The sequence below is a fragment of the Mucilaginibacter sp. genome, from assembly GCF_025362475.1.
Classification (GTDB): domain Bacteria; phylum Bacteroidota; class Bacteroidia; order Sphingobacteriales; family Sphingobacteriaceae; genus Mucilaginibacter.
On the sequence record NZ_JANYGH010000027.1, the window covers coordinates 1 to 26,597 of the forward strand.

Here is a 26,597-nt window from a genome sequence, read left to right on the forward strand (position 1 = left end):
CCTGCATAAATGAGGGAAGTGTTTTCATCTGTTCAAATAGATGGAATGGTGTCTCCATTCACCAGATAATCAGTTATTACAAAGAACATTTTGTAATGTCCGCTTACTTTACTCACGGACAACAAGTCACACATGCCGCTGTTATCCCTCACGGATAGCGAGGTTCGACCTTAACATAACCTAAAGGTTGTGTCAACCATTGGTTAAAAGCTACCATAACTAAAGACAGCAGCTCCAGTAGCTTCATTCCGTTCCTCTATTCAGCAGCTTCCCTGCATTTTAAAAGACCTTGTAATTTGAGCCTCGCGAATTGCATCGCTCAAATCACAAGGACTTTTTACCCGACACATTTTACCTTTTTTTTAAGGTTTTTTAACTGGTTTTAGGCTGTTTGTAGGGCAAATTTCTGAACAATCCCCTTGTCATCAAGACCAAGCCCTGCGGGTTTGCTGAAAAAAAATCTTCCTCGGCAAGGGCCGAGCGTATTTTTTTTCGCAAAGTCTTGCTTTACAAGGGGATTGTATTCAGGTGAGGTTGCTTAACAAAAAGCCAATAAAGGCTCCTGCCGAATGGTAGTAAGCAGGGTATAAACTTCAAAGCCATAAAATAATGGAAACCACAGTAAAAAACAACGGACAAGCTAAAGCAGTAAACACCGTAAAAGAAGAAAAAAACAATCCTCAATTTGTTGCGGGTAACCCTGTTAATGCCGTATCGGCAATAGCACAGGCGGAAAAAGAAACGCCAAAAAAAGAAACCGAACAGCCAAAGGCGGAAGCCGTTAAAGCGGTGCAACCTGTTACGGAACAGCCGAAAGCAGCGGTTAAGCCGGAACCTGCTAAACCTGTATTGAATTTAGAGGGTACTTTAAAGTTAGTGGAAGAACTGCACCGCCGTAAGGTGCAACGGGATAAATTACTGGACACCATCCAAAATTTGGAAGCGTTCGAGATTAACCAAAAGGATGAAGCCGAAGAAAACGGGGTGCCCAACTATTCCCGTTGCGAATTAACCATTGAGGACGATAAGGGCAAAAGCTTTGCTACTAAAAACCCGGTAATCATTTTTCATGTTGCGCAATATGTTAACGCCCTTTGTGTAGACAAATTGGCGCAAATCGAAGCAGGCATTATTATTCCCGCTTAATTAAATGGAAAACGTTCCCTGTATAAGATTGCAGGGAACGTTTTTTAACACTTCTATTTTCTTAAAAAGCGAAGACAATGTTAGAGTTATTTATCGAATTAACCAATCAAATATTTTGGGAGGGTTATGCACAACAGTTAGCATTTGAAAACCCCGCAGATTTTCAAATAGAGTTAACCGGATTTATCAATTCCTATAATAACTAAACTCATGAAAGATACCGTGTATCTATTGATCAAAGTGGTAATTAAAACCACGCATACCAAAATACATGATGCTATTGAGGAACTGCAAAATCAAACGGTTTACTACATCGGCAGTACCAACAATGTGAAGGTACTGGAAACAAAAATTATGAACTTAAAAACTAAAAATTAAAAGCATGGCACACAATCTGAATTATAACGAGGAATCAGGCAAACACTCATTTATGAGTGTGAAAGAAAAAGCATGGCATGGGCTGGGAACGGTTATAGAAAATTACCCGACCAGCGCGGAAGCGATACGGTACGCACAGTTAGATTATACCGTTGAAAAACGTAATCTTTTTACTTATGGGGATGATACAAACCCCGAAACGGAAGATAATGACGTGGTTATGGAATGGAGGGTAGATGTACCCGACCATTATGCAACGGTGCGCACGGATACGGACGAAGTTTTGGGCGTAGTCGGCAAGGATTATGAAGTGGTACAGAATGTTAATGCGTTTGAGTTTTTCGATAGCATCGTAGGCGGTAAAGATGGGGTGTTATATGAAACTTGTGGTGCTTTGGGCAAGGGGGAGCGAATTTTTATAACCGCTAAACTGCCCGATTATATCCGGGTGGGCAGGGACGACCTAATCGAGCAGTACCTTTTTTTAACCACTTCCCACGATGGTTACGGCAGTATAACCGCAGCATTTACGCCTGTAAGGATAGTTTGTGCCAACACGCTTAATGCAGCTATGCGCAACCATAGCAACGGTATTAAAATAAGGCATACCGCCAGCGCAAACGAACGGTTAAAACAGGCGCATCATTTATTAGGTATCACCAACCAGTTAGCTGATGAATTGGAGGAGGTGTTTAACCGTTGGGCTAAAATCCGCATTACCGACCATGCCGTAAAAAAATTGATACAGGTGGCAATGGCGCCGAATAAGGAAGTATTGCAAAACCTGCAAACCGGGAAGCAAGACGAATTATCTACAACCTATAACAATATGGTGAGTAGCGTAATGGAATATGCTTTAACCAGCCCCACGCAGCAGGAAGCCACCACCAAAGGCACTTTGTTTGGGGCTTACAATGCGGTTACCGGGTACTTTCAGAATGTGCGTAATTACAAAGATGACGAGAGCAAGTTTAAAAGTATCATGTATGGTACAGGGCTACAGCGTAGCCAATCCGCATTTGATTTATGTGCTGAATTTGCCAGGAACGGTTTAAACTAACATTAATCATAGGGGGCTAAACACCCCCTTTAATATTTACCTGGAATTTAAAACGATGTCATATATCATATTAGAATTGCATGGTGGCCCCGAATACGCCATTATCGTAACCGACCAGGACGGAAATAACCTTGTTTTTGAAAACTATGCAGATGCTGTAACAGAGGCGGCAGACTGTCAGAATGGTTTAATTGTTGAACTATAAATTATTTAAGCGAATGAGCATATTAGCTGAAAAGACAGATTACCGCGCTATTAGAATTATAGCCCGGTCGCTAAAACTCCTGCAAGGACTGGACAATTTAGCAATGACCAAAACGGATGATTTTGAGCTTAGTTTAGCTAAAAATATGATGAAAAGCGTTATTGACAATAACGAACAGGTGATGGATATAAGCCCCTCTGCTTAACGCTATTTTTTTGTTATAGCAAACATTGTTTAAGGTCAAAAAGTAGCAGGAAGCCCCTTAATTACCCATCTGTTGAGCGATTAGCGGAGGGTAGTTGGGGGCTTTTTGGCGTTTTTTAAGCGTCTTTTACGATCATAAAAGCGCCATTTACTTCGTTCTATAACTGCGTAAACATACATTTACCCAACAAAAAAACAGGATACCCTGATTTACGAAGCCAAATTATTTCTGTTTGCTACCGTATTTTAAAATCCAGGTTACAACGTCCGCATAATCCCTCAATGTCAATTGATATTTGTGTTTTTGTTGAAACTCTCTTGCATCAGCTGTAAACGTCGAACTGGTAACTAACATTGCGCTATTAGCCTGTGCATCACAAAGCGTACCATACAGGGTTCTCACCAGATCAACTCCAATTTTTCTGTCCGGCCTGTAATGTTTGGCTTCCACAAGACAAAGCAGACGGCCAATATCTGTATTCAGATAGGCCAATATATCTGTCCCGCCGTCTCTTGTTTGTTTGGTTAACTCGACTTCCCATCCCATATCAGCAAGCAGTTCGGCTAATAATGTTTCAAACTCTCTCGGTGTTAGTTTATGTAAATCACTCGGTTGTTTTTTTAATAAGCTTGCTAAATTTTTATTGGCAGTAATGATGATGGGTGGGGCAGCTATTAATATTTCATTCTTTGGAACTAATATGTTATTGGAAAGCTCATATAAGGGTTTCTTTAACAGCGCATTGATAGAATCCGGTTCTGTTTGAAGTAACCGACTAAGTAATGAAATTGCTAAGGGATAGCCTTTAGTAGCAAGTACCGCTTCCAGCAGTAAACTTTCTTGCGAAATATCCGGCAATAGTTTTTTTAGTAGATCAGATGATTCATTGTCGGACATCGGGCCCAAGTTCAACTGTTCATAACGCCTTAGCTTGACTTGTTTTCGCGAAGTAAATATTAAGGCAGAGACCGCCTTGTAATTAAAGATTTTTGAAACAGCCTGCTCATGTTGTTCTTCTGTCCAGGCCTCAGAGCCATCAATAACAACGATCATGGAATCGCCGTGCCGAACTTTGTCAATTTGGTTTACAAAATCATCGAGTGAATATTCCTTGTTAGCATAAAGATCTAACCAATAAGGGGTACTTGTTAAGCGCTTTGTTGACAGCCAATATTTGATTAACGAAGTTTTTCCTACGCCTCCGGCACCAGTGATTATCATTGGCGTAAACGAATAGCTATGCCGAGATAATCGACTATCAAGCCATTCTAACTCCGCGCTGCGGCCAGTAAATGTTTTTGTTAAATTCTCAGATAAGGTGTAGCCCTGCATTTAATAAAAGAAATTATTTGAGTTCTGATTCCAACTGCGGTACTAACTTACATATTTCCTGATAAACCAAACAATACCATAGTAGATATGAATACAATACAAATATCCATAGTAGAGCATTTGTAAACTCTCTACTATGGATAAAATCATGTTACTTATTTTCACCCCACGAATCACTCGAAAAACCCCAATCATGACCTTTCAGCAGTTCGTCATATTCTTTAATTTTTTTTGGTAAATCGGCCAATCGCTTCAAATCAGCGATAAATTTTGATGATATTTGTACTGCTAAGCACCCGAAAGCCTCTCATGAAAATGGGAGGCTTTTTTGATGATTATCAAAATTCATATAGTTACTAAAGTATGTTACAGGGTTATATTTTTTAACTTTATATGTTAGCTAACAAAAGTGTTTGGTTAATTATATCAAAACGACTATAGAATTATGCAATTTTGGTTGCATTAAAACCATTCAGTCGGATAACAAAAGTAAAACCTAAATCATGAAGCAATTAGTTATCTATCTTTTAAAGATTTGGGTTACAACAGCAGTTTTGTCACCTTTATTGCTTTTAATATTTGGTTATCTCATAGAGAAGGATTCTACTGCCTTTAGTTCAACAAGTTTTGGAGTGATGCTTTTCGCGATCATTGTTGGCGCATTATGTTCAGCACCAAGTTTTTTTCTACTATACACTATTTCTTTATTATTGATGTTCCGTGCGATTAAAACTTATATAATAAAAATCACATTAACTATAACAAGCTTTATTTTAGTGTATACTTCATTTATTATTGTATTACCAAATGCTTCTGGAAGGATTCAATTAACAATTATGTATAGCGTGGTTATGTTTGTAACTATATGGCTGTATAAATTTAATTACGATTAAATATTCGGTTCAATCTTGCACCATGACCGTCCTCATATTCGAGCTATTTTTTTAAGTCCGCTATAAACTGTTCGAAATATAAACCATAACCGACCCGAAAGCCTCTCATGAAAATGGGAGGCTTTTTTGTTGATACTAACTTGCTTCGGGTCAAGGACTACATCCTTTTTGAGATTTTCGTCCCTTTTTTGCAATCAAGTCCGTGTTTTCTGGATTAACTCCCAGGCGAGTGAAGAAACTATTTCAATCGTGTTCTTAAAAAAAGAAGATGTACATGCCCGCTCGATTCTCGTCATAAGTCTCCAAAAAATCACACCAACGGGCAATGTGAGCATAGTATACAGTTTTATAAAATTTTGATTGTTAGATATTTAAGTTATAGCTTTAGTGTAACAAACCAGTTACTTAAATTTAAATCTCTAAATCATGAAAAAGCTATTTGTTCTTTTTTTATTGGCGATGCCATTTGCGGCAATGAGCCAGGCCCACGGCGGTTATACCGCTGCCTATTCATCAAGTTTCAAAATTGCTGATCCAAGTTATTCAGAAAAAGTCTTGATGCTTTGGAAAGATTTTGAAAACAATGCTTTGGATAAACATCTTGAATGGTTCGCCGACACGGTAAACATGATGTGGGCAAGCGGGAATAACATAAAAGGGAAAGCCGAAAACCTTGCCAATGCAAAGCAATTCAGAAGTTCAATAACAAATTATAAAGTTACTGTAGATGCATGGGTGAGCTTAAAAAGTACAGACAAGAATGGGGTTTCAGTTTGTATTTGGGGAAATGAAGAATTTACTGATAAAGATGGGAAGCAAGTTAAATCGCGTATTCACGAAGTTTGGGGATTTAACAAGGATGGTAAAATTGATTTAATGCTGCAGTACGCCGGCGGCGGGGCTATGTAATATTGAAAAATAGAATTTCATAATATTTTAAAGGAGACTGCCTCAGGGTGGTCTTTTTTATGGTGGTTTGCTAACATGGAGAATGCTAATATTAAAAAATCAGGCCGAAATTTTTTAATCCCTGCTTTTAAATTTCTTGTTGTAGGTCAAGTTTTTTGGACAGATTACAAGGTAATTTTGATGTAAATAAAACAAACACTAAAAAATATTATCATGGAAAATACAATTAACGGCATCCATCACATTACAGCGATAGCAGGCAATGCTAAACGTAACTATGATTTTTACACCAAAGTACTTGGCCTTAAGCTGGTGAAAAAAACAGTGAATTTTGATGACCCTGAAACCTACCATTTATATTATGGTGATAAGGAAGGTACACCAGGCACAATACTTACTTTTTTCCCCTGGGAAAATATTTCTCCGGGCCGCAGAGGCGCACGCCAGGTTACAGAAATTGGTTACTCTGTACCCGAAGGCAGCTTTGATTTTTGGCTTAAACGCTTTGAGGCAAAAAATGTAATTTACAACAAGGTAGCTGAAAAATTTGGCGAACCATATCTTACATTTTTAGATCCGGACGGATTAAAGCTTGAATTGATAGCCTCTAAAAATACAGATGCCCGCTTACCATGGGAAACTGATGAGGTTAAGGCTGATAATGCCACAAAAGGTTTTCATAGCATCACTATTACCACCAATAAAATGCAACCAACAGCTGATATTTTAACAGGTGTATTTGGTTACCGTTTATTAGAACAGCATGTAAATCGTTATCGCTTTATTACCGATACTGTTGAAAACGCAGCAATAGTTGATTTGGTTGAGGTTGCCGGTGAAGTTGCTGGCCACGTAGCCGGCGGATCTGTACACCACGTTGCCTTCCGGGTTAAAAACGAAGAAGTATTAATGCAATACCGGGAAAAAATTGCAGCCCTTGGTTTGCATATTACCGATAAGATTGACAGGAACTATTTTTATTCATTGTACTTCCGCGAACCAGGTGGCGTGTTATTTGAACTGGCTACCGATAATCCGGGTTTTGCAGTTGATGAGCCGGTTGATGAATTAGGTACTAACTTAAAATTGCCTGCACAGCACGAACAGTTTCGCAGTACACTTGAAAGAACATTGCCAAAATTATATTGATCATGTACACACATCAAAAAAAATATATAACAGCAGGTACCCCGGCGAAAGATGCCGGGGCTGCATTAATCATGATACACGGCCGGGGTGGTAGTGCTCAAAACATCGTTAGTTTGGCCGGCGATTTAAATGTTAAAAATATGGCCATATATGCGCCACAGGCTACCAACAACAGCTGGTATCCATATAGCTTTATGGCGCCTGAGGAGCAAAATCAGCCGGCGTTGAGTTCGGCACTTGAGGTGATAGGAGATTTGGCGCAGCAAATAATAGCAGATGGCATCCCTGAAGAAAAAATTTATTTCCTAGGTTTTTCTCAGGGTGCCTGTCTTACGCTTGAATATATAAGCCGAAATGCTAAACAATATGGGGGTGCGGTAGCATTTACAGGTGGCCTGATAGGCGAGGAGGTTATCCTGGACAAATATAAAGGAGATTTTAAAGGCACACCTATACTCGTAGCCACAGGTGATCCCGATCCGCATGTGCCATTAATTAGGGTAGAAGAAAGTGTAAAAGTTATGAAAGAGCTTAATGCCACGGTTACACTTAAAGTTTATAAGGGTCGCCCTCATACTATAACCCAGCAGGAGATTGATCTTGCAAATCAATTGATATTCGATATTTAATGAGCTATACGCTTTAAATCAGTACTATACTTGTGTTTTCCTTTATGGGGCAAAGTCTTTAAATAGATTTATGCCCCATTTTTTTGTCTTAAAATCGCGGTCTATTTTTAAATAATATAAATCCGGAATTACAGGGTACTTTAAAAATATGTTAATCGTATGTTAATGTATTTTTGCTTGTTGTAAAGTTTTCTTACATATAATTTAATTATTAGCTTTAAGTCCAATTATATCTACCCTAATTATTGATTTTTACTTGCGAATAAGTTAATACACAATTTATTTCCAGCTAACAACATAAGCGTTTTTTTGCACGAAATATCGTTTGCTAACATTCTTTGGCAGGCAGTTTTCTTACATGCAAAAAGGGTTTATAAAAATTAATTGAAACTTATGAAAAAACACTACAGACTTATTTTAAGGTTGTTTTATGATTTTAAGCCAAAAGCAGTTATGCTTTTGCTGTGCATGCTGATTGGTTCGGCAAGTGCATTTGCTTTTCAGCAGGGTAAAACAATAAAAGGAACAGTAACTGATGAAAACAACGCTCCACTGCCCGGTGTAGTGGTAACTGTTAAAAGTTCCGGAAGATCCACAACAACAAATGGCAATGGCGCTTACCAGGTTAACGTAAGCGGAGCTGATGATGTTATAAAGTTCACGTTTTTAGGATCGGTACCTAAAGAAGTAACCGTGGGCACAAAAAATGTTATTAACGTTACCCTGGTAACTGATACCAAGCAATTGAAAGATGTAGTGGTTATTGGTTACGGTACATCAAGCCGTAAAGATGTAACCGGTGCAATTACCTCAGTTAAAGCAGAAGATTTTAACCAGGGTGTATTAACTACCCCTGCCGAACTTTTGCAGGGTAAGGTAGCTGGTTTAAACATCACCAAAAGCGGCGACCCAAACAAACAACCTGCAACAATTTTAAGGGGCCCTTCAACCCTGCGTGAAGGTGCTGCGCAACAGCCGTTTTATGTAATTGACGGCGTACCGGGCGCATCGATAGATCTGCTTGCTCCTGCGGATATTGAGAGCATTGATGTATTGAAAGATGCGTCATCAACTGCTATTTACGGTTCGCGTGCTGCAAACGGTGTAATTATTGTTACCACCCGCAGGGCCAAAGCCGGTCAAACAAGGTTAACTTACAGCGCTTATGGTGCTGTTGAAAACGTGTCAAAAAACATTGATGTACTTACCGGCGATGAGTTGCGTAAATATTTAACTGACAATGGCGTGGCTAAATTAAGCACTGCTGATGATGACGGCTCAAATACCAACTGGCAAAAACTTGCAGAGCGTACAGGCTATTCGCAAAATCACAATCTTTCATATGGTGGCGCCGGTACCAATTCGGAGTATGGTGCAAGCGTAAACTATATGAAAAACAATGGTATATTGAAAAATACCAGCCTTGAGCGTACTATTTACAAAGGTTATATCAACCAGCGTTTTTTTAATGATCGTTTAAAACTGGGTATCACCCTTACCAATAGTGTTACCAAAAACAACGATATATTTCAAAGTCAGGTATTATCAGGTATTTTATTCTACCTGCCAACGGTTAGTCCCTTTAATCCTGATGGTTCCTATAAGGAAAACTACTCCCGTACTGGTAGTGGCCCGTTAAACCCGCTGAGCTTAATTAATAACAACTTTACCAAAACAGAGAATAACAAAACGCTGATCAATGGTTTTGCTTCTGTCGACATATTGGAAGGTTTAAAGTTTACAATATCAGGGTCAACTCAAAAAGAACAAAATAACGTTAACACCTACTCTACCAGCAAATCGGGGATATATGTTAACGCAGGTGGCGTAGCTGTACGCAGTGCTTACACTAATACCAGCAACGTTGTTGAGGCTTATTTTAACTATGATCGTGTTTTTGGTAAGCACTCGCTGAAATTATTAGGCGGTTACTCTTATCAGCAAGATCGTAATAATGATGGATTTGGTGTGCAAACCCAAGGCTTTTCAAATGATGCTTTGACTTATAACTACCTGGCGCTTTCTAACCCTACCCAGCTTTCGCAAATAGTTTTCAACCCTAACTATATCTCAACGTTAAGGTTCGTATCATTTTACGCACGTGGTCAATACGAATTTTCGAATAAATACCTGCTCCAGGCCTCACTCAGGGAAGATGGATCATCGGCATTTGGTATTAACCAGCGCCATGGTTACTTCCCGGCTGTTTCTGCTGGATGGAAGATCACTAACGAAGATTTCATGAAATCTATTCCGGTTATCAGCGACCTAAAATTAAGGGCTGGCTATGGAGTATCAGGTAACAGTTTAGGCTTCGACGCCTTTACTGCAAGGTTAATTTATGGCGTTCCTCCGGGCGGCGGTAAATTTGTAAGCAATGGTAACATTGTTAACCCTATTGGCCCTGTACGTAATGATAATCCCGATTTGAAATGGGAAAGTACTGCAACCACCAACATTGGTTTAGATTTTGGGATCCTCAACAACCGCATCACCGGTTCGGTTGATTATTATATCAAAAAAACATCTGATCTGATCTATACCTACCCGGTATCAACCACATTGTATTTTTATCCGTTTTATACTGCTAACGTAGGTAAAATTAAAAACAGCGGTATTGAAGTTGTTATTAACGCAGTGCCGGTAAAATCACAGGCGTTTACCTGGCGCACTTCATTCAACGTTTCGCATAACAAAAACGTTGTACAAAGCTTATCAAACAGCCAGTTTGGCCTTAACTTTATTCAAACAGCCCAGTTAGGCGGTAAAGGTCAGTCTGGTAACTACAGCCAGATCATTCAGCCAGGCTATGCCGTTGGTACATTTGACCTTTGGCATTATTTAGGTAAAAACGCTAACGGCGTAAGTACCTATCAAAAAGCAGACGGATCAACAACTGCTACCCAACCGCTTACTACCGATCAGTTTATTAAATACGATGCACAACCTAAACTGATTTACGGCTGGAGCAACAGTTTCTTCTATAAAAATTTCGACCTTAACTTCCTGGTACGCGGGGTGTATGGCAACAAGATCCTGAACGCAACCCTTGCCTCATTGAACAACCCGGCCGACTCAAAATTGCAGAATATCCCAACGTATACTTTGGGCGAATCATTTAAGGATATCAATGCTTATCTGGTATCCGATCGTTTCCTGGAAAGCGGTTCATACCTGCGTTTGGATAACGCTACTTTGGGTTATACCATTAAGCCACACGTTCAAGCTTTTAAAAGCCTGCGTTTTTATGCATCGGGCAATAACATTTTTATCATCACCAAATACCGTGGTGTTGATCCCGAAGTTAATATCGGCGGTTTAACCCCAGGTATTGATAATCGCGATTTCTATCCTAAAACACGCACGTTCAGCGTAGGTGTTACTGCACAATTCTAAAAAAATCAGAAAGAGATAAAAAAGATGAAAAAGATAATTATAATATGTGCCGCAATTGCTGTGATCATGAGCACATATTCATGTACAAAATTAGATGTACCTGTTGAATCACAATACGTAAAATCAAACTTCCCGGTTACCGATGCCGATTATACCGCATTGCTTGGTACCATTTATTCAAACCTGTCGTCAAGCTACGCGGTGCCATACTGGCGCATGCAGGATATGTCTACTGATGAAGCTATCTTGCCTGCCCGTGACGGTAACTTTGACGATGGCGGTCAGTACAGACAATTACACTACCACACCTGGACCTTTGATCACCCTAACGTAATAGGCGTTTGGCAATGGGGTTTCGGTGGTATTAATACGTGTAACCGTATTATCACAGTAATTAACGCTTCGTCATCAACACCAGCAAAAAAAGCAGCGTCAGTTGCCGAAGTTAAAACAATGCGTGCCCTTTACCTTTATTTCATGATGGATCTTTATGGCAATGTACCTATCATTACCGATTTTCCGGTAACTACACAACCTGCCAATCAGCCGCGTGCTAAAGTGTACGAGTTTATTGAAAGCGAGCTTAAAGCCGCTTTACCATTATTGCCGGCCAAAACCGCCAGTGCATCAACAAATGTATCGCAATACGGCCGCCCAACAAAAGGTATGGTGTTTGCACTGCTTGCAAAAATGTACCTGAACTCTGGTGTGTATACCGGAACCAATCGCTACCAGGAAACCGTTACGATGTGCGATAGCGTACAGACCAACACCAACTATTTTCTGGATGCTAAATACAGGGACATATTTTTGCCAACCAACGGCCCGGCGATTAATGAAACCATATTTGCAGTACCTTATGATCAGCAAATACCGGGCAACCAGTTTACCCGTTTCGGTTTCTTTTACTACCTGGTAAATGCATACGGCTTTAACGTAGGTTTAAGTATTGCCATGAGCACTACGCCCGAGTTCTATAACCGTTTTAATATTCCGGGCGACGACCGCACCAAAACATGGTTGGCTGGTCCGCAATATTATCCGGATGGTAGTGGTGGCTTTACCAATCAACCTGTTTACTATCCTGTAGGAACTGCGGGAGTTCCGCCGAACACACAGATTAACCTTATTCCTACATTAACCTTAACGGGATTAAAACCAATGGATTTGGGTAACAATGTGCTTACCTCTCAATCAGAAGGTGTACGTTCAATCAAATACTACCCTGATGTTAACATTATTCAGGCAACCCGTTTAAACAGTAATGATGTACCGGTATTCCGTTTGGCTGATGTTTACATGATGAAAGCAGAGGCTATATTACGTGGAGCAACACCAACAACCATAAATGGCGAAACACAAACTCCGCTTACATTGGTAAACAAACTGCGTGCCCGTGCCCACGCAGAGGCCGCCACAACAATTGATTTGGATGCTTTGCTGGATGAGCGTGCACGTGAGTTTTCATGGGAAGCATGGCGCCGTAATGACCTGATCCGTTATGGTTTGTTTGAAAAAGAGTATCCGCTGCCGGTTGCCGGTGGTAAAACGGATGACCTGAAAATGAACACCGATCCTACCCGCAGGTTATATCCAATTCCATCAACCGAATTAAAAACAAATCCAAACCTGAAACAAAATCCTGGGTATTAATTTATAGTTGATATTAATGAGCGCAAAAGGTAAAACTTTTGCGCTTTTTACGTTTTAATTAAATAGAAAAATAAATAAAAAATGAAAATTATTAGCGGGTTACTGATTAGTCTTTTACTTCCTCTTTCGTTTTTAAAAAATGATCAGGAGGATCTCACTATAAATAAGATCCAGGTGATAGGATCACACAACAGTTATAAACGGGCTATTGATCCTAAACTATTCCGTTTTTTGCAAAAGCGCGATTCTGTGGGGATGAGCAAAATTGATTACGACCATATCGGCCTTTCCGATCAGCTTAACCTGGGCTTAAATGCATTGGAAATAGATGTTTATGCCGATGCTAAAGGCGGTAAATACGCACACCCTAAAGGGCTTGACTGGGTACCTGGTCAACCACCTTATGATACACAAGGTGTAATGAAAGAGCCCGGCTTTAAGGTTTTTCATATACAGGATATTGATTACCGCAGCAACTGTTTAACATTTAAACTTTGCCTGCAGGAACTGAAAACATGGAGTGATGCGCATCCTGATCATAATCCTATTTTTATTACCATGAATGCAAAGGATGAGCGAATGAAGAAACCGGGCTTTACCGTGCCCGAAAAATTCACATCCAAAACGTTTGACCAACTTGACAAGGCTATATTAGATAACCTTGGCAAACAATACTTAATAACACCCGATGATATACGCGGAAAGTATAAAACCCTTGAAACAGCCGTATTGCACAACAACTGGCCAACATTGAAAGCCGCAAAGGGTAAATTTATTTTTATACTCGATGAGAAAGGAGCTAAAAGGGCATCTTACATAGCAGGCCATCCTTCACTTAAAGGACGGGTATTGTTTGCCGACGCGCTTCCGGGAACTCCTGAGGCTGCTATTCATATCATGAACGATGCTAAAAAAGATTTGGCAGCAATAAAAAGGCTGGTAAAAAAAGGCTACATCATCCGTACCCGTGCGGACTCTGATACCGAGGAAGCCCGTAATGATGATAAATCATCTTTCAAAGCTGCCCAGGAATCGGGCGCACAAATTATTAGTACTGATTATTACCAAAAAAGCACTCACTTTAAATCTGATTACATGATCAGCTTTAGCGGAGGAACTTATTTTAAAGTAAATCCTCTGTTTAAAAATGCTACTGTGATGGCAACAAAATAATCTGCTTGTTTGCATTCAGCCCATATCTTTTAATGGTGTAGGGGCTTTATCAATATAAAACCGGTCCGCACCCTGGGCCGGTTTTATTTATTTTAAACCTTTGCCAATGCTTGTGTTAAATCATCTATCAAATATTGTGGTTCTTCTAATCCAATATACATCCTGATGAGTTGATGGTGATCATCTACAACACTGTAGTCCTGCTCTGCAATTGATGCAATTGCCGGTACCACCAAACTTTCATGGCCTCCCCATGAAACCGCTATGAGGATGTGCTGCAATTGATTACAAAAGGTTTCGATTTTTGCGAAAGAGGAATCTTTTAAAATAAAACTGAATAGGCCGCCGCAGCCCTGCATTTGTTCATGAGCAAGTTCTGTTTGATCAAAATCAGCACTAAAAGGCCATAGTACCCTTTGCACAGCTTTATGACTGCTCAGCCATGCGGTAACTATCTTGGTACTTTCAAAACTCCGGTGTAAACGTAAAGGCAGGGTCCTTAAACCTCTTAGCAGTAACCATGCAGAGTGAGGAGAAAGGGCAGGGCCAAGGTTCATAAATTCATGATCGAATATTTTTTTGATCATGGCTCTGCTTCCTGTAAGTACGCCGGCTGTGATATCAGAGTGCCCTCCAATGTATTTTGTAGCCGATTGTGCAACAAGGTCGATCCCCATTTTTATAGGTTTTTGGAAGAGCGGCGTACAATAACTATTATCTATCATGGTTATTATTCCGCGCGACTTTGCAAAGGCAGCTACTTTTTTAATGTCCTGCACCTGGTAGGTGAAAGTGTTGGGGCTTTCTAAATAGATAATACGTGTTTGTGGCAGCACCGCGTTTTCAAAATTGCTGAAATCGGCTCCGTCAATAAATGTGGTAGTGATGTTAAATTTAGATAAAAAATCATTGAACAGTTTTTCTGTCCAGCTGTAAGGATCTTTAACAGCAATAACATGATCGCCGGCTTTAAGCAACGCAAGCATAGATACGCTAATGGCCCCAATTCCACTGTTAAATAATAAAGCGTCTTCGGCTCCATCTAATGCAGCCAGTTTTTTTCTTAAAATAGTAAGTGTAGGGTTTTGCCCGCGTGAATATAAGTTGGCCCCAAATTCATCGGCCATAGCCAGCCTTAAGTCGGTTATCGTTTTAAAGGCAAAATTGCTTGACTGTACAATAGGCGGCGAAACTGCATTGAAATAATTCTCCCGGTCTTCGCCCAGTTCATTTAAAATAAATGAAAGATCCATAATTAAGATGTTGAAATTGGTTTTTGGGTGCGTTTGGTAATAAAATATATAACAAGGCCAGCTGCAAATGCACAAAGGCATATGAGGGCAGCCAAGGGGTTTTCAATAAAAATTGATGTAGTAACAAACCAATAGCTGGTAATAAAAACAACGGGGATTAAGGGATACCATTTAATAGTATATATTCCTGTTCCGTCGAGATATTTTGTTTTTTTTCTCAAAATAAAAATGGATAAGGCGGCTGTTGAAAGCCCCACTGTATCAAAAAACATTACATAGTTCAGCATTTTCTCAAAGGAGTTTACAAAGAACAATATGATTAATACAGCGGCCACAAAAAAGCTTAATCCAAATTCCTGCACCTGTGTTTTGGGGTTGATATGTTTAAATATTGGGGGGAGTATTCCATCCTCGGCCATGGCATAGTAAACCCTTGGGTTAGCCATGATATTTACGTTAATAAACGCAAGTACAGAAACAAACATGAGTAGCGATATGATTTTATAACCCATGGCGCCAAAAATAACGCCGGCTAATGTAGCCGCCAATGCCGGCTGGTGCTGCATACCGCCAATTCCCAAAACTGAATAATAGGCAAAGTTGATGAGCATATACAAACAGATAACGATGATCATTCCCCTGAAAATGGCCTTTGGGATATTAACTTTCGCGTTTATACTGTCGCCTCCAAAATTGATGGTTTGCTGATAGCCGCCATAGGTGAAAAATATAGCTATTAAACTTACGCCAAAGCCGTATATACTGTTATTGCCAATGTGTTTAAATGCATGATTCGCAATAGCAGGTGTGGGGCCTTTAAACACGGCAGCACACAAAACAAGTATCATGCTTATTTTAAACAGTGTAAGTACATTTTGAGTTCGGGCACTCATTTTAATCCCCAGCAGATTTATGATATATAAAATAAGTACAGATGAAATGGAAGTGATCTTTATACCCATGTCATTTTGTAAATCCTTTGGCATAATGATGGGATTTATATATTCGGCACCGATAAGGGCAACCGCGGCTACAGACGCGGCGTTGCTGATCACCAGGATCCAGTTGATCATAAAAGCAAACGCGGGGTGAAAGCAATAGGAAAAAGCCTTATAAAAGCCACCCGTTGTTGGATACCGGGCACCAATTTCGGCAAAAGTGAGGGCCCCGCATAAACTTATTGCCCCACCAAAAAACCAGGCTCCAAAATATAAAAAAGGATTGCTTAAGCTGGTAGCTACTTCGGCAGGGGTAGCAAAAATACCCATGCCAATAACCAAACTAATAACGATCATCGACAGATCAAAACGGTTAAGTTTTGGAATTATGCTCATTTTAATTGAAATGTACCGGCTTTAAATTTTTATCATCATGTAATTTGCAAGGTAAGTTAAGATTTTGATAAATTAATATGTTGTTTAGTAAAAGGTTTTATCATTTATTGAAATTATTGCTTAATATTTAGTAAAAGCAGGTTAATCATTTGTTATATTTAGCCACAGGGCACTAATTGTGGCTATTATAAACCTTAAAGTTAATTGTAAAGCTTTTTTTGAAATGTTAAATATTGTTAACCGGGTTTAAGCCGGGGAAGATAATGGCCTTACTGTACTATTAATTTATAATTTTGGAGGTAAGCAGTATTACCCGCATTTACATACCGCAGGTTACCGGAAACTTAAAATAGCATGATCAACAAAAAAATATCAATCAAGGATATTGCAAAGCTTACCAATACCTCTATAACCACCGTATCGTTTGTTTTAAACGGGAAGGGGCGTATAAGTAAAGAGATAAGTAAAAAGATTTTAGATGTGGCCCATAACAATGGTTATGAGCCCAATAGGATGGCTGTTGGCTTGCGCACAGGTGTATCAAAGGTTATTGGCTTGATAGTGGAGACCATAGGCGGCCCATTTTTTGGCGCAATGGCTAAAGTAATTGAGGAAGAGGCCGAAAAAGCGGGCTATGGAGTCATTTACTGTAGTACCAACAATAATATTCAAAAGGGGAGAGATGTGATCAAAATGCTATCGCAGCAATTGGTTGATGGATACATTATAACCCCCATAAAGGGTTTGGAGAAAGAAATACAAAACCTGGTGACAAATGAAAAAGCTGTGGTATTGATAGACGGCTATTTTCCTGATCTCGATATTCCGCATGTGTTGGTTGATAATTACAATAGTTCTTATCATGCTATTCAGTTCCTTATCAACTCCGGCTATCGTAATATTGGTTTTGTAACGGCTGATTTGGAGCTAATTCAGCTGCAGGATAGGATGCAGGGATATAAGGATGCATTAAAGGCTGGCGATATAAAGGAAGATAAAAAGCTGATTTTTAAGGTGCCCTTTGATATTGATAAAACAGAGGCTGTAAACGCTATAAAAACATTTATAAAACAGCACAAACAAATGGATGCGGTATTTTTTACTACGAACTATCTGGGCACCATGGGGCTGCAAAGTATCAATGAGCTCAAATTAAATATACCGGGCGACCTGGCTGTTATCAGCTTTGACGATAACGAAATATTTGAGTTGTACCCACCCGGTATTACTACGGTTAAACAACCAACTTACGAGATCGCCAAATCGGCAATAGATGTATTGCTGTCGCAAATGAGCAACGAAAAGTACGATATCTCCAAAATTAAACTTCAAATACCAGCAACGCTTGTTGAGCGGGGATCTACGGCAGTGGTAAAATAGTTTTTTTACCTTCGATAATCATTTATGGCAATAAATAGCTGTTTCAGAAGCTTCTATTTATTGCTATTTCTGTTTCTGCGCATAATTTGAACATTAAAACTAAATTATTTTAATCATTTTAGTTTTAATGTGTTGTTTTTATTGCCATTATATCAAAAATTAATGTTTTTAAATAAAAAATGCGATTAAGTTTTGGTAAAACATTTTACTATATTATATTTGGATTATTCTATTGTTAACTACGTGTGATTATATTGATAAAACGATTTATCTTGAAGGGTTTATCTCTTGATAGAACAGGTAGTTTTAAAAACTAAAATGATCGTTTCTTAACGATTTGAAATAAATATTTGTTCTTTCGGAAAATTGAGCTTTCATTTCCAGTCAGGGTGCATTATTGGATGCGCCGGTTTTAAATTTCTTTTGTGTTTGCCTGGATGACAGCATTTTTGTGCACAAATTGATAAAACGTTTTACCTAAATTGATATATAAATTAATAACCAAAACCAACTGGATGGATAGAAAAACAACTAAAACTTAAAGCAAATAACAGCGCCGCTGTTCAAACCCCTATTACAGTATCGATATGGCATTGCTTCATATCAACAATCATTAACTGCTCATTTTATTAATTAATTATGATTAAATTTTTTTACAAAAAAAAGATCTTTTATTACGCGTGCATAATTCCAATACTACTTGTTTTGGGAGTATTTACCGCGCACGCCCAAACTACCCCGGCTACGGGTACCCAGGTTACAGTTTCGGGTATTGTTAAGGACGCCAGCGGTCCCTTACCTGGTGCTTCTGTTTTATTGGCAGGTTCAACATCTGGTATCTCTACAAATGTTTCAGGTGCATTTACAATTAAAGTTGAAATAGGTAAGTCAATTTCTGTAAGGATGATTGGTTACCTGCCAGAAACTATTAAAATAACCGGAGCTAAATCAGACTTGGTTGTCGTTCTTAAAACAGATCAGCAAGCATTAAAAGATGTAGTTGTAATTGGCTACCAATCTGTAGCACGCAAAACCATCAGTGCTGCTGTTACATCTATTAATCCTAAGGCTATAGCCGATATCCCTGCGCCAACATTGGATGCGCTATTACAGGGACGTGTTGCTGGTTTAAATGTTCAGAATTTTTCTGGCGAGCCTGGTGTACGCAGTAACGTAGTTTTGAGGGGTAACACCGCGGTTAGCCGTAATATTGATAACAATACCGGTACCACATCAGGAAAGCAAAGCCTTGCCAGAGCTCTTTCTGGTCCATTATACGTAATTGACGGAGTTACGCAAAGCACTGAAGATATAGCCGCCATTAATTATGGTAGCGGAACCAGTACCGATGCGCTTGCGGGTATCCCTATCAGCGATATCGAAAGCATCGATGTATTAAAGGATGCATCTGCGTCTGCAGTATACGGATCACGTGGCGCCAACGGTGTAATCCTCATCACCTTGAAAAAGGGTGTAGCCGGTAAACCAAGGATCACTTTTTCAACCTATCACGGTATAACGGATAAACCTAACTTGGATAAAGTACTTACAGGTGCTGCCGAGACAAGGGCGAAACTTGCGTTGATACAGCATTATGGCAACTATCAAAACTTGCAAAGTATCCCACAGATTTTGACCGATACCCTAAATCCTGCATTTAATAACGCTAACGATTACAGGGGCCAATTATACCAAACAGGGCAGGTTGATAACTACCAGCTATCTATGACTGGTGGTAACGATGTAGTAACCTACCGTTACGGCTTAAACTACTACAATGAAGCTGGTATCATCAAAAAAACAGGGTTGCAACGTTATTCATTTAACAGTACAGTGGGTGTCGCGCTCTCTCCAAAATTGAAGATCAGCACCCAGATCAGGTTTTACAGGGTTGATCGCCCAACTTCATTGAGCGATGTGAGCGGGAACGTAAATCCGTTTACAGGTGGTTATTATGCCAATAGCCCGCTGCCTCCTTCAAACTTATATCTATCACAGGATAATAAGGATTTTCTGTTTGGAAGCTCCAACCCTTCAACAGATGCTAATACCAATAACAGTATTACCATAAGCCCAACTATCGACTGGAAAATATCTGATCACTGGTTATTTAATACTGTAATATCCTATGAAAGTGCAGGCAGCCGCAGGGATACCTATACTCCCGGCAGTGTCAGGTTAAGTGGTACAGGATATGCATCAAGCTTTGTAGATAACTCTGCCAACTATTTAATGAGTAATAGTTTGCAATACAGTACAACATTAAATAATGTACACCATATAAACGTGTTGATTGGTCAAAATACCGAGTACCATAACTACAGGGCAACTGATGCGGAAGCGGATGGGATCCCTAATGATCAAATCTCGATTGTAAAAGTGCTAAACAAAGCCAGCTCAACAGCTTACTCAGATTTAATTGAAAGTGGTATTCAAACCGGTTTTTTAAGGTTGAACTATGATTATAAGGGTCGCTATTTATTATCAGGCGTATTTAATGCCGATGCTTCATCAAAATTTGGCGCGGGTAACAGGGTAGGTTATTTCCCTTCAGTATCTGCAGGCTGGATAGTAAGCGATGAGCCTTTTATGAGAGGTACCGAAAATTGGCTAAGCATGTTTAAAATTCGTGGTAGCTACGGTATTACCGGAAGGCAGCCTGATGGTGGCGATAACTATTTATCATACAATACTTATGCTATAGGCGCAGGTGGTTTCTCTGGTAGCAGCAGCCCACAAACAGGCCAAAACCTTTCTTATACTTATAATGGGGTTGCGGCCATATCTCCTAATTTTAACGGAGGATTAAGCAACAAAAACCTTACCTGGGAGCATTCAAAACAATTTAACCTTGGGGTTGATTTGGCTTTTCTCGACAATAGGTTCAGCTTTACGGCAGATGCCTATGTGAAAAATACCAGCAAGGGTATCTTCTCGCTTCAATTGCCGGTGAGCACGGGTTATACTACTATTGTAACCAACTCTATCGGTACACAAAACAGGGGCCTTGAGGCATCATTCATAGCCCGCTATTTTGCTCCTAAAAGTGCTTTTCAATGGGAAACCAGCTTTAATATTGCCTATAACCAAAATGAAATTACCGCGTTACCCAATGGCGGCCGCGATATTTATTTAGATAAGTATGTTTTAAGGCAAGGACAGCCTATAAACGAATATAATCTGTTTAAACAAACAGGTATTTACAAAACGGATAAAGATGTTCCTATTAATCCGGTAACAGGTCAGCCTTTAAATTTTTATGGTTATCCGTTTAAAGGCGGTGACCCAATATGGAAAGATTCAAATGGCGATGGCACACTCGATCAAACAGATTATGTACCTGCGGGTAATCCAAATCCTAAATTTACCGGTGGATTTGTTAACACATTTAGCTTAAAAAGCTGGACATTATCTGTATTCTGTACATTCACTTTAGGCCGCGATATATACAATGATTACCTGGTAGGTAAGTTATCGCATCTGGTACCCAATGATGATGGCGATCCTGATCCATATCATGATATAACACATAATGCTTTCCCTGATCTTTCGGGCATCAATTACTGGAAAAATCCTGGTGATGTAGCGCAATACCCTTCTTTAAGTTCGGTAAGCGGAACGCATTATAAATACGCGGCTGTAAGTTCTGCATGGGTTGAAAATGGCGATTACCTGCGTGTAAAAACTGTATCCCTTTCTTATGGATTTAAAGAAGGTATTTTAAGAAAACTGCATGTAAGTCATTTAAGGGTATATGGAATGGTTGATAACCTGCACATTTTCCAAAAATCAAACGTGCCTGATGCTGAAGAAGTTGACGCTTTTGGTGTGTATAATGGCAGCGGATACCCAATCCCTAAAAAGTTTACACTTGGCCTGGATATAACCCTTTAACATTTTATACATGTTGATAATAAGAAAAGAAATGAAAAAGAACATATTAAAATATACCGCCGGGTTACTATTGGTAACTGGTTTAATAAGTGTTACTTCCTGTAAAAAGATACTTGACGTTGAACCGCATAACTCCACTTTTACAAATGCGTATTTTCAAAATGGTACTGATGCCAATACGGCAATTGCTGGGTCATACGCGTTGTTGCGGTCGGTATTAACCAATAACTACTCATTCCATGTTTATGGCGATGCACCTGCAGGTGAGTTTAGTATCAATTCTGGACAGGATGATGGAAACTATAACATTAGTAACGGCGAATTTACAGGGCTAAATGTTGGGTCTGGTAACTGGAACTGGTTAAACTATTACCAGCTATTACAGCAAATAAACCTGGTAATTAACAAAGTGCCTAATATTCCTATCAACACCTTTGCCAACCAGGACGAAAAGAAACAGATCATAGGCGAAGCTTATTTTCTGCGTGCGTTTACTTACTTTTATATGAGTAGGGTATGGGGCGCAGTACCTTTGAAGTTAGAACCTGATTTGGATGTTAGTCAGGCCAAAAATATACCCCGCACCCCGGCGGCCGATGTCCTTAAACAATGCCTTGCCGATTTAAAAACTGCCGAAGCTAACCTTGTATTTGGTTACAGCGATGAAAATCAGCGTGCGGTAAGGGCAAACAAAGGCAGCGCTCTTGCTTTGGAAGCACACATTAAAGCATGGATGCATGACTATAGCGGATGTGAGCAGGCCGCAGCACAGGTAATTAATAGCGGTGGTTATCATTTAGTTAGTGATACTTCACAGTTTAGCAAGGTGTTCATTGGTAAATCTGTTGAAGGTATCTTCGAGATCAACATCAGCTATGGCCAAAACGAAGGCGGCTCACTTAATAATCCATATGGAGGGCTTTATGCTCCAACTATTGCATACCCGTTTGTAGCTACCAAGTCAAGTTTACAGTGGCCGGTTAATACAACCTATGTAAATAAGTTATTCCCGGATACAACCGACCTGAGATACCGGAAATACTTTTTCCAGGCTCAAGGTTCAAACGGGCAAACCATCAAATACTCAAACATTACTTATGCCGATGGTTCTGCCAAGAACGATCCAAGGTTATCTAATAATATCATCATCTTCCGCCTGGCAGATATTATATTGCTTAGAGCTGAGGCGCTGAATCATTTAGGGCGCGATGGAGAGGCAGTAACGTTACTTAACACTATCCGTCAAAGGGCTGGTATTGATAATTATACGGGTACAGGCGATGATCTTAATCGCACTATCCTGGAAGAGCGCCTTCGTGAGCTGTTTTATGAGGGCCAGTCTTTTTATGATCTGGTGCGTACTAAACAAATCAGCAATCCAACCTCAAGTTTTATAGGAGATTATAACGAGCGATTTGATGATGTCAGGATCAACGCGGGCGGTAACTTATGGCCAATTGACCCGGGTATGTTCAAAGATGATTTTGTATTAACGCAAACACCTTACTGGCAAGGGAAATTATAACTATTTAAATAGCATAAAATGAAAACATTAAAAATATTTATACTCACCTTATTTGCGGCAACCGTGCTGTTCTCCTGTAAAAAGGACTATGTTATTGGCGGTACCCCCTTTAATGCTAAGGTGAACATGACTACCTATGATTATTTGAAAACTAATCACGCGTTTGATACCCTGGTGCTTATGATCAATAAAATGCAGCTAAAGGATGAGGTAAACACCAGCGGAACATTTTTCGCGATGACAAATTACTCTATCCACAACTATGTATTGTCTAAGCAAGCTCAGCTGCGTATTACCCAAAACGATGAAAATTTGGTTTACAAGTTTGATGACATTGATTTTGTTGCGCTGAAGGACTCTTTAAAATCATACATGTTTAAAGATAAGTATAGCAGGGATAATCTTACCCAAAAGGGAGTATACGTGCAATCAAAAGATGGCGAAAGGCGCCTGATGCAGTTATTACCAACAACTGATTATACCAGTGGCATTTTTACAACAAACCCGCAGTATATATTCTTTACCAAAGTTGTTCCATTGGTACCCGGTGGTTCGGTACCCACAACTATTGATGGTATAGCGGCGCTGGATAGCCGGCAGTTTCTTTATACACTTTGCCAAACTACCGGTATAATTACCACAACGGGCGTATTGCATGTACTAAGCAATAACCACACATTCACCTATTTTGGTAACATTTCAAATTAATAAACTTTTTAGATAATAAGAAAATGAAAAAAAGTTATAAAATCTTGGCCGTCGCCATAATAGCGACAAGTGTTGTGGCCTGCGTTAAGGCACCTCATGGTTTTTTAAGCGGACAGATCCGTTATCGCGATAGCCCGATACAGGTTCAAAGAGGAAATATTGTGCAAACATCTGCGGTTGATAACGATGGCTCAAGCGCGCCGGTAACTTATAGGTTATTGGATATAAGAGATGCTGTTACTCATAAACATGCAGATTCACTGTATAAAAATCGCGACAGATATGTTTATATAGAGCAATTTGACCCAAATGTAGATACCACGGTAGCTTTACTAAATAGCCGCCGTAAAATTGTTAGCTCACCAACTTTCGAGTTTAACGAACATACCGGTGGGTTTACCTTTTTCGGTACTACCGCTAACGCACCTGCGGGATCATATGAATTTGATATCGCTGCAACTAACGAGAACGGTACAAAGAATATCAAAAACGTGGCCACTTTTAATTTGTACGATGGCCCCGTTGCCGATATTGATCAGGGAGGAAGTGCATGGTTTGCCGACGGCACAACCACAAACGGAGATCTTGGCCAGCCGAGTGTTACGGTAACCAAATTATCGCCCAAAGGCACATTGGCTATCTTAAAGATAGTTGATAAAAATGGAGTGCCGTTTAACCCTAAAAAGAACGAATACATTAAACGTGGTGATAGAAGTGATTTTACAACCTTTGCAAAGTTTCACCCGGTTATAGTTTCTGATACATCTTTAACTTGTAATTTTGAGGTTATTCCTTTTCCATACCAGGGAGCGGCGCAGGGATTTTTGATGTATTACCGTATCCCCGGGCAATTTGTAAAGATCGATCCGGGTTTTACGCCAACTTCAGGGAGGAATTATAGTTACAACCCAAGGTTTTCTGTAAGGGTTTCGCAGGAAGGTACTTATTTAATCACGGTTAAATTAAAACACGCTACCCGCGATCCTATTTAAAAACAATACCATAACAATAATCCCGGTACAATCCTGTTAACTTGATTGTGCCGGGTATTTTCAACCTTGAATAATATAAAACAATACATAAAATAATGAAGAGAATATTTTTTTTGAACGTAATTGGGGTTTTTGCATTTTGTGCCGCCGGTCATGCCCAATCAACCGAGGTAATTAATAAAAACGGATACAAGCTAACGGTTATAAACCAGGATGCGGGTTTTGATAAAGCGGAGATAGCTAAACTTGAAGAAACCTTTTTTGAAGTATATCCAAAGCTTGAAAAAGAGTACAATAAAAAAGTTACTAAGAACGTAACCTTTGTTATTGATACTGCCTATGATGGCGTAGCTGCAACGGCAAACGCACGCGTGGTGTTCAGCTCAAAATATATGACCAAACATCCTAAAGATATTGACGTGGTTACCCACGAGGTGATGCACATTGTACAGGATTATGGTGATAGCGCTGGTCCGGGATGGTTAACCGAAGGCATTGCTGATTACGCCCGTAATAAATTTGGTGTTGATAATGCAGGTGCGCACTGGGCATTGCCTGAATTTAAATCTACTCAAAATTATGATAACGCTTATCGTGTTACCGCCCGTTTTTTGGTTTGGACTGAAAAAAATTACAAAGCAGGTGTGGTAAAAACTTTCGACAAACAATTACGCGACCACACGTTTACAGATGATAGCTGGAAAAAAGAAACCGGCAAAACACTTGACCAACTTTGGACGGCTTATGCTGCCAATCCAGCTATATAACAATTAGCTCTCTTTACAGATAAAATGAAGAAATTTCTTTTTGCATTACTTTTAAGTCCGGCAATTTCCCTGCAGGCGCAAACCCACCCGTCCGAAAACTTAGTACAATATGTACGTCCGATCATCGGCACGCAGCGGATGGGACACGTTTACCCGGGAGCGACAGTTCCCTTCGGGATGGTACAATTGAGTCCCGAAACCGATACGGCAGGCTACGAGCTGAACGGCAAATACAACCCCGATGTATACAAATACTGCGCGGGCTACCAGTATGATGATAAAACAATTGTAGGCTTCAGCCATACCCATTTCAGCGGTACCGGCCACTCCGACCTGGGCGACTTTTTAATCATGCCGACCGTAGGCGAATTAAAACTCAACCCCGGCACGGCCGATAAACCGGGCAGCGGCTACCGCTCCGGCTTTTCGCACCAGAACGAGGTAAGCCAGGCCAATTACTATAAAGTAAAGCTGAATGAAAGCAATATCACCGCCGAGATGACTACCACGGCCCGGGTAGGCTTCCACCAATACACCTTTCCCAAATCCGACCAGTCGCATATCGTCCTGGACCTGATGGCGGGGATCTATAACTACCCCGATAAAAACGTGTGGA

The 26,597-nt window shown here is 39.9% G+C and carries 21 protein-coding genes and 1 pseudogene; 19 read left to right on the forward strand and 3 right to left on the reverse strand.

What is annotated here, in order from left to right; genetic code table 11:
- Positions 1-609 precede the first annotated feature (609 nt).
- From Q0R88_RS10385 to Q0R88_RS10405, 5 genes are all read left to right on the forward strand, one after another.
- The gene (locus Q0R88_RS10385) at positions 610-1,146 is read left to right on the forward strand and encodes a hypothetical protein (protein WP_295715784.1); all 537 of its coding nucleotides are present in this window, start codon (positions 610-612) and stop codon (positions 1,144-1,146) included.
- Positions 1,147-1,356: 210 nt separating this feature from the next.
- Entirely contained in the window at positions 1,357-1,524 is a 168-nt protein-coding gene (locus Q0R88_RS10390) for a hypothetical protein (RefSeq protein ID WP_295715786.1), read from the forward strand.
- A gap of 4 nt (positions 1,525-1,528) precedes the next feature.
- A complete protein-coding gene (locus tag Q0R88_RS10395) occupies positions 1,529-2,584 on the forward strand; it encodes a DUF932 domain-containing protein (RefSeq protein ID WP_295715789.1) in 1,056 nt (351 codons plus the stop codon).
- A 55-nt stretch (positions 2,585-2,639) separates the two neighbouring features.
- Positions 2,640-2,789, forward strand: coding sequence for a hypothetical protein (locus Q0R88_RS10400; protein WP_295715791.1), 150 nt, complete (start codon positions 2,640-2,642; stop codon positions 2,787-2,789).
- Positions 2,790-2,802: 13 nt separating this feature from the next.
- The gene (locus tag Q0R88_RS10405) at positions 2,803-2,994 is read left to right on the forward strand and encodes a hypothetical protein (protein ID WP_295715793.1); all 192 of its coding nucleotides are present in this window, start codon (positions 2,803-2,805) and stop codon (positions 2,992-2,994) included.
- A gap of 222 nt (positions 2,995-3,216) precedes the next feature.
- On the opposite strand, the gene Q0R88_RS10410 is transcribed toward Q0R88_RS10405, so the two are convergent.
- Positions 3,217-4,326 carry a restriction endonuclease gene (locus Q0R88_RS10410; RefSeq protein WP_295715795.1) on the reverse strand — a complete coding sequence of 370 codons (1,110 nt, stop codon included), beginning with the start codon at positions 4,324-4,326 and terminating at the stop codon, positions 3,217-3,219.
- A gap of 503 nt (positions 4,327-4,829) precedes the next feature.
- Here Q0R88_RS10410 and Q0R88_RS10415 point away from each other — a divergent pair.
- From Q0R88_RS10415 to Q0R88_RS10445, 7 genes are all read left to right on the forward strand, one after another.
- Positions 4,830-5,219 (forward strand): hypothetical protein, encoded by a 390-nt coding sequence (locus tag Q0R88_RS10415; RefSeq protein WP_295715797.1) that lies wholly within the window; start codon positions 4,830-4,832, stop codon positions 5,217-5,219.
- Positions 5,220-5,645: 426 nt separating this feature from the next.
- The gene (locus tag Q0R88_RS10420) at positions 5,646-6,128 is read left to right on the forward strand and encodes a hypothetical protein (protein ID WP_295715799.1); all 483 of its coding nucleotides are present in this window, start codon (positions 5,646-5,648) and stop codon (positions 6,126-6,128) included.
- A 213-nt stretch (positions 6,129-6,341) separates the two neighbouring features.
- Positions 6,342-7,277 carry a ring-cleaving dioxygenase gene (locus tag Q0R88_RS10425; protein ID WP_295715802.1) on the forward strand — a complete coding sequence of 312 codons (936 nt, stop codon included), beginning with the start codon at positions 6,342-6,344 and terminating at the stop codon, positions 7,275-7,277.
- A 2-nt stretch (positions 7,278-7,279) separates the two neighbouring features.
- Entirely contained in the window at positions 7,280-7,906 is a 627-nt protein-coding gene (locus Q0R88_RS10430; RefSeq protein ID WP_295715804.1) for a dienelactone hydrolase family protein, read from the forward strand.
- 393 nt (positions 7,907-8,299) lie between these two features.
- Complete coding sequence (locus Q0R88_RS10435; protein ID WP_295715807.1) at positions 8,300-11,302, forward strand: SusC/RagA family TonB-linked outer membrane protein; 3,003 nt, start codon at positions 8,300-8,302, stop codon at positions 11,300-11,302.
- 24 nt (positions 11,303-11,326) lie between these two features.
- Complete coding sequence (locus tag Q0R88_RS10440; RefSeq protein WP_295715808.1) at positions 11,327-12,955, forward strand: RagB/SusD family nutrient uptake outer membrane protein; 1,629 nt, start codon at positions 11,327-11,329, stop codon at positions 12,953-12,955.
- 81 nt (positions 12,956-13,036) lie between these two features.
- Complete coding sequence (locus Q0R88_RS10445) at positions 13,037-14,128, forward strand: phosphatidylinositol-specific phospholipase C1-like protein (protein ID WP_295715810.1); 1,092 nt, start codon at positions 13,037-13,039, stop codon at positions 14,126-14,128.
- A 92-nt stretch (positions 14,129-14,220) separates the two neighbouring features.
- Here the strand turns inward: Q0R88_RS10445 and Q0R88_RS10450 are convergent, their stop codons facing one another.
- Both Q0R88_RS10450 and Q0R88_RS10455 read right to left on the reverse strand, forming a co-directional pair.
- Positions 14,221-15,381, reverse strand: coding sequence for an aminotransferase class I/II-fold pyridoxal phosphate-dependent enzyme (locus Q0R88_RS10450; protein WP_295715812.1), 1,161 nt, complete (start codon positions 15,379-15,381; stop codon positions 14,221-14,223).
- Positions 15,382-15,383: 2 nt separating this feature from the next.
- Complete coding sequence (locus Q0R88_RS10455; RefSeq protein WP_295715814.1) at positions 15,384-16,715, reverse strand: amino acid permease; 1,332 nt, start codon at positions 16,713-16,715, stop codon at positions 15,384-15,386.
- A 354-nt stretch (positions 16,716-17,069) separates the two neighbouring features.
- Between Q0R88_RS10455 and Q0R88_RS10460 the strand changes: the two genes are divergently transcribed.
- The 7 genes and pseudogenes from Q0R88_RS10460 to Q0R88_RS10490 form a co-directional block, all read left to right on the forward strand.
- On the forward strand, positions 17,070-18,095 hold the full coding sequence (locus tag Q0R88_RS10460) for a LacI family DNA-binding transcriptional regulator (RefSeq protein ID WP_295715816.1): 1,026 nt from the start codon (positions 17,070-17,072) through the stop codon (positions 18,093-18,095).
- Between the two features lie 639 nt (positions 18,096-18,734).
- A complete protein-coding gene (locus Q0R88_RS10465) occupies positions 18,735-21,989 on the forward strand; it encodes a SusC/RagA family TonB-linked outer membrane protein (protein ID WP_295715817.1) in 3,255 nt (1,084 codons plus the stop codon).
- A gap of 31 nt (positions 21,990-22,020) precedes the next feature.
- The gene (locus Q0R88_RS10470) at positions 22,021-23,514 is read left to right on the forward strand and encodes a RagB/SusD family nutrient uptake outer membrane protein (protein ID WP_295715819.1); all 1,494 of its coding nucleotides are present in this window, start codon (positions 22,021-22,023) and stop codon (positions 23,512-23,514) included.
- An 18-nt stretch (positions 23,515-23,532) separates the two neighbouring features.
- Positions 23,533-24,222, forward strand: coding sequence for a hypothetical protein (locus tag Q0R88_RS10475; protein WP_295715821.1), 690 nt, complete (start codon positions 23,533-23,535; stop codon positions 24,220-24,222).
- A 23-nt stretch (positions 24,223-24,245) separates the two neighbouring features.
- The gene (locus Q0R88_RS10480) at positions 24,246-25,214 is read left to right on the forward strand and encodes a DUF5007 domain-containing protein (protein ID WP_295715823.1); all 969 of its coding nucleotides are present in this window, start codon (positions 24,246-24,248) and stop codon (positions 25,212-25,214) included.
- Between the two features lie 95 nt (positions 25,215-25,309).
- The gene (locus tag Q0R88_RS10485; protein ID WP_295715825.1) at positions 25,310-25,981 is read left to right on the forward strand and encodes a basic secretory protein-like protein; all 672 of its coding nucleotides are present in this window, start codon (positions 25,310-25,312) and stop codon (positions 25,979-25,981) included.
- Positions 25,982-26,005: 24 nt separating this feature from the next.
- Positions 26,006-26,597: pseudogene (locus Q0R88_RS10490) on the forward strand (glycoside hydrolase family 92 protein); the annotation flags it as partial.